This is a genomic window from Bacillus sp. JJ1474 (assembly GCF_036965225.1).
Lineage (GTDB): Bacteria > Bacillota > Bacilli > Bacillales > Cytobacillaceae > Cytobacillus.
The window spans coordinates 1-13,215 of sequence record NZ_JBALPC010000255.1 but is presented as its reverse complement, the minus strand read 5'-3'; the positions used below and the strand labels follow the sequence as shown (position 1 = coordinate 13,215).

Annotated in this window: 12 protein-coding genes; 9 read left to right on the top strand and 3 right to left on the bottom strand. The window is 36.2% G+C overall.

Going from position 1 to position 13,215, the window contains the following annotated elements:
* Positions 1-1,300 (top strand): tetratricopeptide repeat protein (locus tag V7164_RS23770; protein ID WP_335355430.1); only part of this gene is annotated, 1,300 nt, incomplete at its 5' end.
* A gap of 348 nt (positions 1,301-1,648) precedes the next feature.
* Here the strand turns inward: V7164_RS23770 and V7164_RS23765 are convergent.
* Complete coding sequence (locus V7164_RS23765) at positions 1,649-1,813, bottom strand: hypothetical protein (protein WP_335355429.1); 165 nt, start codon at positions 1,811-1,813, stop codon at positions 1,649-1,651.
* 223 nt (positions 1,814-2,036) lie between these two features.
* Here V7164_RS23765 and V7164_RS23760 point away from each other — a divergent pair, with 223 nt between their 5' ends.
* The 4 genes from V7164_RS23760 to V7164_RS23745 all read left to right on the top strand — a co-directional run bounded on the left by V7164_RS23760 (position 2,037) and on the right by V7164_RS23745 (position 6,839).
* The gene (locus V7164_RS23760; protein ID WP_335355428.1) at positions 2,037-4,265 is read left to right on the top strand and encodes an AAA domain-containing protein; all 2,229 of its coding nucleotides are present in this window, start codon (positions 2,037-2,039) and stop codon (positions 4,263-4,265) included.
* A gap of 259 nt (positions 4,266-4,524) precedes the next feature.
* Positions 4,525-4,728 (top strand): DUF3311 domain-containing protein, encoded by a 204-nt coding sequence (locus tag V7164_RS23755; RefSeq protein WP_335355427.1) that lies wholly within the window; start codon positions 4,525-4,527, stop codon positions 4,726-4,728.
* Positions 4,728-6,221, top strand: a complete 1,494-nt coding sequence (locus V7164_RS23750) for a sodium:solute symporter family protein (RefSeq protein ID WP_335355431.1) — start codon at positions 4,728-4,730, stop codon at positions 6,219-6,221. Before V7164_RS23755 ends, V7164_RS23750 begins: the two co-directional genes overlap by 1 nt.
* A 276-nt stretch (positions 6,222-6,497) precedes the next feature.
* Positions 6,498-6,839, top strand: a complete 342-nt coding sequence (locus tag V7164_RS23745; protein WP_335348308.1) for a hypothetical protein — start codon at positions 6,498-6,500, stop codon at positions 6,837-6,839.
* Between the two features lie 66 nt (positions 6,840-6,905).
* On the opposite strand, the gene V7164_RS23740 is transcribed toward V7164_RS23745, so the two are convergent.
* Together V7164_RS23740 and V7164_RS23735 are read right to left on the bottom strand one after the other, a co-directional pair.
* On the bottom strand, positions 6,906-7,589 hold the full coding sequence (locus V7164_RS23740) for a class I SAM-dependent methyltransferase (protein WP_335348307.1): 684 nt from the start codon (positions 7,587-7,589) through the stop codon (positions 6,906-6,908).
* Positions 7,590-7,851: 262 nt separating this feature from the next.
* A complete protein-coding gene (locus tag V7164_RS23735; RefSeq protein ID WP_335348306.1) occupies positions 7,852-8,091 on the bottom strand; it encodes a spore germination protein in 240 nt (79 codons plus the stop codon).
* Between the two features lie 587 nt (positions 8,092-8,678).
* Here V7164_RS23735 and V7164_RS23730 point away from each other — a divergent pair.
* The 4 genes from V7164_RS23730 to V7164_RS23715 all read left to right on the top strand — a co-directional run bounded on the left by V7164_RS23730 (position 8,679) and on the right by V7164_RS23715 (position 12,987).
* On the top strand, positions 8,679-9,581 hold the full coding sequence (locus V7164_RS23730) for an alpha/beta fold hydrolase (protein WP_335347802.1): 903 nt from the start codon (positions 8,679-8,681) through the stop codon (positions 9,579-9,581).
* A 37-nt stretch (positions 9,582-9,618) separates the two neighbouring features.
* A complete protein-coding gene (locus tag V7164_RS23725; RefSeq protein ID WP_335355426.1) occupies positions 9,619-10,509 on the top strand; it encodes an alpha/beta fold hydrolase in 891 nt (296 codons plus the stop codon).
* A 119-nt stretch (positions 10,510-10,628) separates the two neighbouring features.
* Positions 10,629-11,684, top strand: coding sequence for a beta-carotene 15,15'-monooxygenase (locus V7164_RS23720; RefSeq protein ID WP_335347800.1), 1,056 nt, complete (start codon positions 10,629-10,631; stop codon positions 11,682-11,684).
* Positions 11,685-12,075: 391 nt separating this feature from the next.
* A complete protein-coding gene (locus V7164_RS23715) occupies positions 12,076-12,987 on the top strand; it encodes an endonuclease I family protein (protein WP_335347803.1) in 912 nt (303 codons plus the stop codon).
* Positions 12,988-13,215: the final 228 nt, after the last annotated feature.

Here is a 13,215-nt window from a genome sequence, read left to right as displayed (position 1 = left end):
ATATGATGGTAATCAAAAGGCAAAGGATATTCTGGCTTTATTAACTGAATATGGAACGATAGGGTATAATACTTTTTTTGATATTGTAGGAAATGATGATGAAAATAACGGTATTTTACAAGAGTTCTTTGCCAAGGGAATTTGTGAGACTTTTGGAATTAATAAAGAATATATTAGGTTAAATGATATAATTTATGACTATTTAATTAGGATGGGATTGAAAATTCCTGAAGAGTATAGATTAAAAATAGTAGAAAGCTTAGAAAGTTTTATTAATAATAAGGATGATGAAGGGTATCTTAGTGATGTTTCTAAATATCAATTTTTAATTAAAAGGGCCATTATCGAAGATAGAATCAGCGAAGTTGAAGAATTATTGGTACCTTCACATTTTCTGCAGTCAATGAAGGAACTCTATGATGTTCATAAAAACTATGATGATGTAATTAACTTAGCAGACCGAATCTTGCAAAATGAGAACTTTATTGATAGACACATAAAAAATGAAATCAGGTATTATTTATGTATGTCACTTGCTAGAAATAAGGATGATAGGTTTAAAGAGGAAATACAACTTATTGATGGTGCTGAACATGATTTTCTCTTTGGATTTTACTATAGGCAAATCGGTAAAACAGACAAAGCTATAGAAAGATATGAAGCGGCCTTAGCAAAGAGAAAACCATTTGCAAGGGCGCAAAGAGATTTAGTCCAAGTCTATTTAAGCGTAGAGGATTACGATACAGCATATAAGTTAGCTAAAGAAAATTATGAGGACGACAAGAAAAGAAATCCTTTTCATATTCATGCTTATTTCACAAGTTTACTTAGAGGGCCAAGTATACCTGATAAAGTGAATATTCTAAGACGATTAATTGATGAGTTGCGTATAAATAAACATGAAAATGCTAGAGAGTTCTTTTATAGATGTAAAGCTCAATTTGAGGCTATCATTAATAATAATGAAAGACAAGCAATGCTGGATATAAATGAAGCTATTGAAGAATTTCCTAAGAATCATAGGGTATTAATTGATAAATTTCATATATGTGCGAAATTCCATAATGAAAAGGAAATGGAAAATATAATTAAAATATATCAAGAGCGATATAATTTAAAGCAAATATATAATCATAACACAGTTATTAAATTTAATATTTTATTATTAGCTATCAGGGGAGAATATGATAAAATACCTTCTATGGCTAGAAAATTAAAATCCTATCCCGAAGAGGCACTTGATAAGCTAATTTTAAAGTATACAAGTCCATTGGAAGAATTTGCTGCTGGGAAAGAATAAATTTTGTAATTAATGTGTAACTTACAATGTTTTATTATGATTTTACATTGTAAAAAAACTTTTATATTGTAATTTATTTCATTTATAGTTAGGTAAACACTACTACATCAATCTGCCATCACTATACAAGCCATTTAGAGTGCGTAGCAGCGTAGCAAATTAATACTAAAATAGTCAAAAGCCCATTTCCTTTTTAGAAATGGGTTTTTACATCAAATGTAAGACTAATTTTAGAAACTATAAATTAGACAGGCTATGTCGAAATTCGGGTAGTAACAGACGCTATAGCTCTTTAATTTTCCGGGAACAGGCATTTTTTGTTCTAAAAACCACTCAATTGAGTGATTTTTAGTCTCGCATTGCCCCTGCTTCACGCGAAGTCATCGCCCCTTGCCCTTCACTTACATCTTTCCTAATTTCCTGTTTTACTTTCTGCGGATCCGTTCCAGCTAATCCTGATTGCATCTTAGAACCAGAACCCAAATTCTTATTAGCTTGTTGATTCGATTGCATACAATTCCTCCTCAATTGATGTCTTAACCTTCATATTATTTACCAATACCACTTATATATCCCGAGGATTTACACCTTCGCTCAAGTGACGGCTGCATTTTTCAATGATTACAATCAGAAATACGCATGAGTTTTACCATTCGAGGCAATCATTTTAATGTATAATAACCAGTACAATTTGATCGGAAATTATCTACAAGTAGTAAATAACAAGGGGAAACAAATGACAACAACCAAAACACACATCAAAGAATGGCAGCAAGCCTTGCAACAAGAGATAAATCACTTAAAAAAGTTTGGCGGGAGCCGCTACTCAGTTATAAATGGACGACTATTATCAAACGACGGTCCGTATAGCTACTATTTTGATACAGCCATCTCATTAAGAATCCCAGTTGGTTCCTCCATAAAATTGGAATGGGGAACGATGAAAAGCAGTGGAAAGGTGCTTTCCTCTGAAGGCAGGGGAATTATTCTTGCCTTAGAGCAGAACTTTGGCGACCTCATTCCGGATGCGTATTTGCTGCATGATCCTTGGGAATTGCTTGAACAATTAATTGAGCGCTTGGATGAAATCAAAAAAAGCAAACTGAAGCGGCTAAGAGTGAAAAGATTGATGAATCCTTCCATGGAAACGAAACACCCAGAGGAAAAGATCCAGAGTAATGTTCATGAATTGGTTTTACGGTCCAAATATAATCCGGCCACGTTCGTCTGGGGGCCCCCGGGTACCGGTAAAACATACACCCTGGCCAGAACAGCAGCTAATAAATATTTTCAGAAGAAAAAAGTATTGATTTTGTCGCATAGTAATCAAGCTGTTGATGTCTTAATGGGGGAACTGACTGATTTTATAAAAAAGAAAAAAAGATTTCGAGAAGGGGATGTGCTCCGCTACGGTGGGAACATAGGGGATACTCTTTCGGCCCATCTCGACATTACGACAAATATGATGATCGAAAAGCAAGATCCGCTCCTTGCCCAGGATAGGGAGAGGCTGGTCGAAGAAAGACGCCACTTAAAGCAAGACCTGGCTCATTCTTTCAATAAACGAGACTCAGATCATCTGCTGGAACTGGAAACAAAAATTGCCAGGCTGCTGGAAAAGGTCCGGAAGGAAGAAATTCAGTTAGTCAAAGAGGCGTTCATTGTTGGCTCAACGCTGGCAAAGGCGGCTAGTGACAGCGCTATTTATGAACAGGATTATGACCTAGTCATCCTCGATGAAGCAAGTATGGCCTATGTTCCACAAGCAGCTTTTGCCGCATCCTTGGGCAAGAGAGTCATTATTTGTGGTGACTTCAAGCAATTGCCTCCGATTGCCGCAAGCCGGGATCCTCTTGTGGCCACATGGCTGAAAGAGGACGTGTTCCATAAGGCGGGAGTGGTGGAATGGTTGAATGAAGAGAAGCTTCATCCGCAGCTTTTTTTATTAAAAGAACAGCGCAGGATGCACCCTGATATTTCAGCTTTTACGAATCGGTACATCTATCATTCACTGGTTGGCGATCACGAAAGTGTATTTAAAAGCAGAAATAGGATCACAAGCCTTGCTCCTTTTAAAGAGCGAGCTGCTGTGCTTATAGATTCGAGTTTCACGGGCCTGCATTGTATAAGTGATAAAGCAACCAATTCCAGATTCAATCTCTGGCAGCTGCTGCTGTCTTTTCAATTGATTCATGAAGCATATATAGGTGGAGCTAAATCGATCGGGTATGTGACACCATACCGTGCTCAGGCGAATCTTATGGAGATGCTTCTTGAAGAGATATATGAGGAAGAACGCAGCCAAGCGGATATTATTGCAGCTACTGTCCACCGATTTCAGGGAAGTGAGCGGGATGTGATGATCTTTGATACGGTCGATAGTGCCCCGCAAGAACGGGCTGGTATGCTGCTGACTGGCAAGGAAAGTGAACGTTTGATTAATGTGGCTATTACGAGAACGAAAGGAAAATTTCTTCACGTCAGCAATAGAAATTTTATCGAAAAGCATGTTTATCCAAGAAAAACACTGCGGCAACTCGTTGATCATCAAGTAAGGAACAAACAAACGGTTACAACGAAAGAAATTGGCTCGTGGATTCGCAACCAACACCCAAAATTAAGCTGGATGCATGCGCGAAAACTGGAAGCTATTTTTCAAGATCTAAGGTCGGCAAAGTCATCGATTACCATCTCCTTGCCAGAGGGAAGCAAGTTATCTGAAGAATGGACTAAGCAGTTATTAAATAGAGAAAAACGAGTAAAATTGACCATTATTTCGAAACAAAAGTGGAGCAATTCCGATGTCTGGCTAGATCAGAGCTTTCCCTTTCCATTTGTGATCATTGACGAGAAAGTTTTGTGGCTGGGACTTCCGCTTGAAGGTGCCAGGGGAGTCCAGCCTCCTTATGTAGCGGCTAAGCTTCGTTCGAGTAATGTGTGTGAATACTTGTTAAAACAGATTTAGTTAAACTGTTTTCCGAGATGATCGACCTATTTTAGATAGGCGACTTATACCTTTTTAAATTATGTTTGTTAAACGAAAAGTTTCACCAAGCTGCCTTTATTGGCGGCTTTTCTTTTTTAAAATAACTATTTATCGAAAGTTATGAAGTAATTAGTCTAAAAAATCTACTAATTTCTTATACCATTATTTAAAAATTATGTTAATATTATTTAAATAATATTATTCTAATAAAATAAATAACTAATTTAGGAGGGAAAATATGAGCAAAAAAAACTTAAGGATCATTTTAATCGTCATACCATTTATCCTTATGCTCGTTGCAATACCTTTTGTTAATCGAATTCATCCTTTCATAATCGGATTGCCATTTTTTCATTTTTGGCTGCTTTTAGGGATGATAATCACTCCAATATGTACATTTATGATTTATCAATTAGATAAGTCGGAAGGGAAATTTAAATGATGCAAGGAAATTTAACAGCTTTGTTAATCACAAGTTTTATTGTTCTATCAGTTATTTTAATTGGATTTATAGCAGGACGGGATAAAGCTAGCAGAAGTTCCGTAGAGGAATGGTCTGTCGGCGGGAGACGTTTTGGCCCATTGTTAGTTTGGCTCTTAGTAGGTGCTGATTTATATACAGCCTATACTTTTTTAGGATTAACAAGTCAAGCCTATTCAAGTGGAAGCATTGCATTCTTTGCAATTCCGTATACGATTATTGCCTTTTTTATTTCCTATTTCTATTTGCCGAAGCTATGGGGAGTTTCCAAAAAATTCAAACTAACAACTCTTGCTGATTATGCGAAATTGAGATTTGGTAGTAAATTTTTATCCTTACTAATCGCAATTGTTGGAGTGTTAATGCTTATTCCTTATATTGATCTGCAGCTAGCTGGTATTCAAGATACACTGAAAGTTGCAGGTACAGGGTTTATTAATGTTAATGTAGTTGTTATTCTTTCATTCTTTTTAGTTGCCCTTTATACATTCTTTAGCGGAATAAAAGGACCAACCTATACAGCTATTATTAAAGACATTTTAATCTGGGTTATCATGTTATTCCTCGTTGTGACTATTCCAATCATCCACTTTGGAGGATGGGGATCCATGATGGATAAAATTGTGACTGAGACCCCTGAATTGTTAACCATCCCTACAACAGGGCCAAGAGGGATTCCTTGGTTTCTCACAGCTTCATTAGTATCTGGATTGGCATTATTTATGTGGGCTCACGGTGTAACAGGGGTATTTACTGCTAAAAGTACTGATGCCCTTAGGAAAAATGCAATTTATTTACCACTTTACAATATTGTATTGATTCTTGTTGTTTTCCTAGGATTTGCTGCATTTCATGTATTGCCAGATGGCAGCGACCCGCGTTTCGCGCTACTAAGTTTAATACAAGTATCTTACGGTGGAGTAGTTCAAGGACTATCCTATGCTACTATTGCACTAGCATCCCTTATTCCTTGTTCAATCATGGCGATTGGTGCGTCCAATCTTTTTGCGAATAATATTTATCGAGATTTTATTAATCCAAAGGTTTCACCTGCAAAATTAACGATGATTACTCGCTCAATGGTATTTGTCGTTATTGGCCTAGCTTTAATCTTTGGGATGCTTTTCCCGACAGCACTTGTATCCCTACAGCTTATGGGAGTATCCGGAATGGTTCAAATCTTTCCAGCGATTGTCTTTAGCTTGTTCTGGAAAAAGCAAACAAAAGAGGCTACCACTATTGGGTTAATTGTTGGACTAGCTGTAACGTTTACGGTGTCTGGAACCGGAATGACATTCGGTATATATGAAGGCTTTTGGGGATTGTTGGCAAACGTCCTAGCCCTTGTTATATTAAATCCGATTTTTGTAAAAAGGATCAAATCGAATCAAGTAATGGATCAGTTATTTACTGAACAACAATATATAGATGTGGAATTAAGAAAAAATGCCTAAAGCATCGATCTATTCACACTTGAAGTTAAGCTCAAATTTTTTGTATTGATACAAAGCTTGGGGTGGTTCTCTGTTTACAATCTGTATAGACATGAGAACCACCCCTTTGTTATTTAAAAAAAGTTCGACTTTAAACACTTATCTGGTAGTGATCGGTTGAACATTATACATGACTTTTCTAAAAATATGCCTCCTCTATAACGGTTAAATTTGGTAACACAAAACCCAATTTAAGAATATTTTATTACTGTATTGAAAAAGAGGAGGTAGGTTGTCATGCAATATCCTGTTCATCCGCTTAGGGATACCCATGCCCATGATGATCATCATCATGATCATCATCATAAGCATCATAAGCATCATGAAAAGTGTAAAAAGCATTTGTATCAATTTATTCAAGTAGAATTACACGATGGCTCTGTTTTTCAGGGGATACTTCACAGCTATGATCATGACAAAATGTATCTGATCATGCCCAGAGCACATCAGTCCACCCATATGACCATGAATGTTCATATGGATGATGAAAGTCGTTTATTCTTCGGACCCTTTGGCCTATTTGGATTCCCTTTCTTTGGAATAAGAGGATTTGGACCGTTTTTCCCGTTCTTTATCTAAACTTCAACTCTATAAAAAGGCTTGCGGTACAAATGTACAGCAAGCCTTTTCTAAATTGCAGCGCACTTATTTTGTGCATGAAAATATTCTGTAGTCTAAAGCACCTTGATACTTTGCCATTAGATTAAAATGCTGAAGGAAGACCGAGTAAAGTTCAGGCTCAATATATACTGAGTACTGAAATTCAACATCCGGATTGTCTTGAAGGATCGAATGTTGATTCCTGGATATTTTTATGTTTTTAAATCCTGTTTGTTCCATTAAAGTAATCCATTCGTTCTCCGTAAGGACGTGATCTAATCCATAAAATTGTTTAATCTCTTCTATTTCACTTTTTTTGAGCGGGTGGTTAATGGTAAGCTCATTTGCAATGAACCGACCCTCTTTCTTTAATAAACGAAATATTTCCTTAAGAGATCTAGGTTTATTTACAAAAGCAAGAACAGATTCGGAAATAATAAAATCAAAATGATTACTCTTTAATGGACATTCCTCTATTGAACCTTGAATAATTTCTACAGGCAATTGGTGTTTTTTCATTCTTATTTTTGCCTTTTTTACCATGATTGGATTAATATCCATTCCCGTTACTTTTACACCGTATTTAGAAGCAAGGTAGGCAGCTGTTTGGCCAGTACCACATCCAACATCTAATATGTGAGACGTGTTGTTAAGTTCCTCTAGCATGAATATTTCCTTTGTTAATTGAATCCCCCCGGGGTGCGCACCGCCAACACCGAATTTAGACAAAAAATCTAAGTACTTCCCAATTTGAATCACCCTCTTCAGATATCTTTTTTTGCATGATATGAAAGAAAAAGTAAGTGGGTACCATAAATATGGAAGAATCATCATAAAAAAACCAAAAAGCTAATGACGGATAACTATAGAAGTATAGTGAGGCTATAAATTAACGAGATTCTATTCGAAGAAGAATACAGTGCTCTTCTGTGTTCTTCCTAATTGAAACCATTAGTAATGCTCCAAATTGAATTGAAAAATGGTTAATATATTACTCAACCAAGCACTTATCTCCAAGGTCCTTATCCACTTTTTGATCACTGACATCAGGGTCAATAAAATTTGTGACTGAAATACCAGAAGATGTACTGATCCATCCTCCAGCATTATTTGATCCACTCCCAGTCGGATCTTTTAAAGCAGATATAGGTGAAATAGACTTCGTATTACCGAAATTTACTATGCCTCCTGTCACTTTGTTTACTTGAATTTGTCCGAAAATGGATGCCATCTTATTAAATCATCCTTTTGAAAAAAATAATTTTATTGCAGTATATGTAAGCTTCATCAGAATGAAACTTGGGTTAGTGAAAGGAAAATGCAGGATGTTAGCATAAGTTCCGGAATGCCAATAAGTTAAACAATCTTGCCTTATTAAATAAATGGCAAGATTGTTTCTCGGCTTCCTTAGCTCCTAAATGAAAATAATTGAAGTGCCTGCCCCCGCCATATGAATACTTAATGCGCAGGGAAGGCACTTTTTACGACTATGGATGTAGGAATATTCAGCCTTAATTCGGAAGAGGACTTCAGTGTGAGCTTGATATAGTATATTTAAGAAATTTATACCGTTAATTCAACCAATATTTAATAAGGGATTGATGGGACGTTTATAGATACAATCGTAGAGGCTAAAAATTGTTAGCAAAAGTTCATCTTTACTGTTACCTATTTGTAACCTTTTTTGATTCAATCCTCATTATCATAAAGGCATATTACATCATTTCATGACGACAAAATTTATTCAAATCGGTAGTATGCGGTTGAGAATTTAAATAATGCTTCGCTGGTAAAGTCGTAGACGAAGAGGGGATTTTTATGATGAATGAATACTTAGATTTATCACCCTACGATGGGAACTGGAAACATTTTAATCACATAGGCAAAACAGGAGTCCATATTCATTATGTGAGGATGGGGGCTGGAGAGCCTGTTCTGTTTTTGCATGGCTGGCCAGGTTTTTGGTATGATTGGCGCCATGTATTGCCAGAGTTATCAAAATCCTGCGATGTGATCGCTCCTGATCTAAGGGGATTTGGGAAGTCAGGAAAACCGGAAGAATTACCTGCTGTCGCTTATACTCCTGAAAATCATGTAGACGATCTTATTGGCTTAATTCATAGTCTTTCTTTGGATAAAGTAGTGGTCGTTGCTCACGATATTGGTGCAACCATTGCTCAAACACTAGTGAAAAAGTTTCCAGAGAGAGTAAAGTCTCTTGTACTCTTAAATCCTCCCTATGGAGGGATTGGAGAAAGAAGGTTTGATCCAAACATTCAAAGTGAGTTTTGGTATCAGCATTTTCATAACCTTCCTATTGCTGAAGAGATTCTTGGCTTGAGCGATGCCTCATTAAGAGTGTATCTTACGTATTTTTATGAACATTGGATTGGCAATCGTGAAAAGCTTAGGGAGCAAGAACTCAACTATATAATTGAAGAGTTTCTCAAGCCGGGTGCTTTTAAAGCGAGCATTGCTTATTACAGGGCAAGGTCAGGGGCAAAGACATCAAGTGCCTTGTCCTCACAAATCATAGAAAAGATCAGCCATAAGACAACCATTTTGTGGGGGAACGCTGACCCTGTTATCCGGTACGAATGGGCGGACAGAATCCCTGACTACTTTTCTGATGCAACCATTACCATTCTAAATAACATTGGCCACTTTGTTCCTTTTGAAGCACCGTTAGATGTTATTAAAGCGGTCAAGGAACATGTATAGAAATTAAATAAAATTGAATTAATAGGAGGAGTTTAGGTTGTCCAATTATTCCTTGGCATTTAGAAGTATGGAGGGTGCCGGAAAGTTTAAACAAGTGTATGATGCCAATCTTTCATTATGGAAGGTAGATTACGAGAGTTTTTACGTTTCAACACGTTTCGGTGAAACACATATAATTGCATCAGGCCCTAAGGATGCTCCTCCATTAATTCTCTTGCACGGCTTTGGCTTTGGAGCGACTATGTGGTATCCCAATATCCATGAGCTTAGCCAATATTACCGAACATATGCGATCGACATATTGGCGGACTTTAATTTAAGTGTAGTAGCAAAGCCTTATAAGGAAAAAAAGGACTGTGCCCAATGGCTTTCAGACGTTCTTCACGAATTAGGAATAGAGCAAGCAGCAATATGCGGGCACTCAGCTGGCGGCTGGCAGGCCCTTAACTTTTCGATTCTTTATCCTGAAAAGGTTAATAAGCTCATCCTATTAGCTCCAGCCGCTTCATTTATTCCTTTTTATAAAAAATTCTTTTTAAAGCTATTCAGTATCATGATTATACCTAAACGATCTTTTGTTGTTAAATCATTCTGCAGCTGGTTTGTTGCCAAAGGGAATCAAGTGGAGCCAGGTTTATTTGAGCAGTTTTACTTAGGCTTAAAACATTATAAAATGACGAAAACAATTGTTCCCTCTGTTTTTAGCAATGATGATTTTAAGAAAATTAGTATGCCGTCATTGATTATGGTTGGGGATAAGGAAGTCATCTATAATTATCAGGAAATGTTAAAAAATGCGCAGCAGTTGATTCCTCATATTGAATATAAAGTTATTTCCAATGCGGGGCATGCCCTTTCTATTGAGAAAGCAGATGAAGTGAATGAATGTATAATTGAGTTTTTAAATAAAGTGGATGATCAACGATAAGATGAAGTTTAAGAACCATCATATTCGCGGAGGATCCCAAGGGATTTGGAAAAATGCCAAAAAATAGGTGTTTGCATCACCTCGCATAAGTTACAATTAAAGTAAAAAAAGGTGATTTTATGCTAGTTAAGCAGATTCTTAGGAAAAGCTATGTATGGATGCTGTTATTGATATTGATACTTAGTTCAAATTTCATATTGTATCGAACGCCCATTTCACCCATGGTTCTAACAGCTGAAACGAAATGGGTTGTTCTTGGGTCTCTGCTTGATTTAGCGATTATTTCTCCACTATTAGTATTAACCATAAATAAGAAAAAGGGTTCTTTCGTTAAGCGTTTTATTATTTTAATGGCAGGCGGGCTAATACTAGCAAAATTCTTAATACCTATGAAATATTTTGAACCATTTATCTGGATCTCCTATATTGGTTTTGGGGTTGAGGGACTATTGATTCTGATAGAATTGTCGGTGCTTTTCATGCTAGTTCGATATATGCCTGCCATCATTCAAAAAGTGCGCAGCAGTGATGAAACACTATTATTTTCCTTTCCAGCTGCCGTAAGGGAGAAAGTACGAAATCATCCCATTGTAAAAGTTTTTTCCTCTGAATTTCTTATTTTTTACTATGCCTTTGCGTCATGGAGGAAAAGTCCCCCGAAAGGAAAGGGATTTTTCACTCTGCACACAAAATCTAGTTTACTGGCATTTCATATTATGTTGATTCATGCGATTGTAATTGAAACACTGGGGCTTCATTGGTGGCTCCACGATAAGTCCATCGTTTTGTCGATTGTTCTTCTGATCTTAAATGTATATTCCGTTATATTTTTTCTTGGTGATATTCAGGCTGTCCGCCTAAACCCAGTCAAGTTAACAGACAATAACATATACTTATCCCTTGGCTCAGCAAAGAAAATGGTCGTTTCACTCGAAGATATTGCTGCTATTACAACGGACCAACAAGTATTAGAACAAAAAATAAATAGTAAAACCACGCTTGATTTTATTGCACGGGATTTTGAAGAGGTTCATCCTCATATGATTCTAGAATTAAAGAACCCATGCCGTGCGACTCTTTTCTTTGGATTGGAAAAAACATATACAAGGGTAGCTATACGATTGGATGACCCGATAAAATTTCATCAAGAGTTGAAAAAGCGAATCAATATATGAAGCCTAAGTGAAATAAAGATAAAAGAAATGCGATTCCGAAATCAGAGAATCGCATTTCTTTTATTTCATTTTAATAGTCAATTCTTTTTTAAATGGTTGCCGGATAGTCTAGTAGTATTAATTTAATTGGTCCAGGTGGTGCTGTAGAAAACATAAATGAAATGCCAGAGGAGTTAATACGGTTTAGACACCTGCCATATGGGATGATATCAGCCAAGGTGAAGGTATTGTAATGCAGAAATTGATACAAATACTGGGAAATTTAATATAAATGAAAAATTAAATTAATATTTAGGTTATATAATTGTGTGAGAGTGGAATAATCAATTACTGCTAGCTTGAGAGAATTTAAGCAGGAATAAAACTAGAAAGGAGGAACAAAATATTGAACATGAAAAATAAAGAATCACATAAAAATGCAGATTTTAATGCCACATTGTTGGAACTGGAGTTTAACAAAAAGAGGTTTAAAAATGGAAAAGAGTATTATGATGAAGAACAGGATCAAAAGGCAATCAAAGATTATTATCATCAAATTGATTTTAATGAAGTGGACAAAAAAGAGTTATATAAGAAACTTAATCAGTTAATTACGAGTACACATGAAAATCAGCTCCCTTATAACTCTAAAACCCGGAATTATCTCTATTCAAGAATTGACCTCCATATAGACGGGAAGTTGAAGAGTATCTATTCCGGAAAAGAAAGAGATCCTGAACAAGTCATAAAAGATGATTATGAAGCAGAAAGAAAAAGAATAGAAGCCTATGCCAAGTTACAAAAAAGTGGCTCGAAAACCGATTATGAAATACAGATGGCGATGGCGTCCATTGAAAGTGAAAATATGTATAATTGTGAACATGTCGTTCCTCAGTCATGGTTTGATAAGGATAATCCGATGAGAGGAGATTTACATCATCTTTTTACGTGTGAAATAGATTGCAATTCATTAAGGTCCAATCATCCTTATTTTGATTTTGTGGACTATTCTCCTCAAATGGAAACGGAAGCGATCAGAGCACATTGCGGGAAATATCAAGAGGGTAAGTTTGAACCTGAAAGTGGAAAAGGTGAGGCTGCCAGGTCGACATTGTATTTTTTGTTAAGATATCCAGGAGAAATTAGCCGATATAGCAGTAAGGACATTGAGATGCTGCTAATATGGCATCGTGAATATAAAATATCTATTTATGAAAAACATCGCAACAAAGAGATCTTCAATATTCAAAAGAACAGAAATCCTCTAATTGATTTTCCTCAATATGCCGACAAAATCGATTTTACGTTAGGTTTATCATTGTGAATAAATAGAATTAAGTTAATATTTCGAGGCTATTTTTGTCATATGATTTTTTAGTACTTTTGTATAAAAATGAGAGAGTCTTCCCAAAGTCAGTTATCCTGACTTTGGGGAGCCCTTTCTGTTATTTGATTTTCACATTGACTTTCTTTTCTATGTTCATTGGATAGTCCAATATTTTCAGTTTAATCGGACCAGGCGAGGCCGTGGCTGCAGAATAGGGGACAATAT